1 protein-coding gene is annotated in these 1,120 nt (G+C 46.4%); it reads right to left on the bottom strand.

What is annotated here, in order from left to right; all coding sequences use genetic code 11:
- Positions 1-1,047: IS256 family transposase (locus V7R55_RS19480; RefSeq protein ID WP_334061025.1), on the bottom strand; the 1,047-nt coding region annotated here is incomplete at its 3' end.
- Positions 1,048-1,120: the final 73 nt, after the last annotated feature.

Genomic DNA, 1,120 nt, shown 5'->3' with positions numbered 1-1,120 from the left:
AATGGCTTTACGGATAACGCTGTTCAGAGATTCAATGGCGTTAGTGGTGTAAATCGCCTTGCGGATGTCCTCTGGGTAATTGAACAAGGTATTGAGGTTGTGCCAGTGCGTGCGCCATGACTTAGCAATTTGAGGGTACTGGCTGTCCCATGTTTCAGCAAACCGTTCCAGTTCGAGCAGAGCTTCATCTTCCGTTGTTGAGCGGTACACACACTTTAAGTCTGCCGTGACGGCTTTGTAGTCCTTCCATGACACGTATTTGAGTGAGTTGCGCACCATGTGTACGATACACAGTTGAATATGCGTTTGTGGGAACACAGCATTAATCGCATCAGGGAAGCCTTTGAGACCGTCCACACAAGCGATGAGGATGTCTTCTACACCACGCTGCTGAAGTTCGGTTAGCACGTTTAGCCAGAACTTAGCGCCTTCATTCTCGGCAATCCACATGCCCATCAGTTCTTTGTGACCTTCGGTATTGATACCCAAGGCCAGGAAAATAGACTTGTTGATGATGCGTTTATCCTGGCGTATTTTCACCACGATACAGTCGAGGTAAACGATGGGGTAAATAGCATCTAACGGGCGTGACTGCCACTCCACAACTTGTTCGATAACCGCATTGGTGACGCGAGAAACCAGCGTTGGTGATATCTCGGCACCATACCATTCATCAAACGCATTGACGATTTCGCGGGTGCTCATGCCTTGCGCATAAAGCCAGAGAATTTTATCGTCCATGGATGTGAAACGGGATTGATGCTTTTTAACGAGCTTAGGTTCAAAGGAGCCTTCACGGTCACGAGGTGTGTCGAGTTCAAACTCGCCATCTTCGGTTTTAACGCGTTTGCTGCTCTTACCGTTGCGACTGTTTGATGACGTGGACTTTTGATGTTTCTCGTAGCCAAGATGCTCATCCATTTCTGCGTTCAAAGCTGCTTCAACGGTGATTTTCTTCAACATCTGACTAAATTCGTTTAAGTCCTCAGGTGTTTTAATGCCTTTGGCCGCTTCCTTTGCGAAAGCTTCAAGCTCTTTCTTATTCATGTTCATCTGCCTATCCTTAACTCTCTATAGAGTAAATTGAGATAGGCAGTTACACAAAATTAGTTACAGTCTC

The organism is Alteromonas sp. S005 (assembly GCF_036864475.1).
Lineage (GTDB): Bacteria > Pseudomonadota > Gammaproteobacteria > Enterobacterales > Alteromonadaceae > Alteromonas.
Note: the sequence above shows the minus strand (reverse complement) of the source record. Positions and strands in the feature narration are given on the sequence as shown.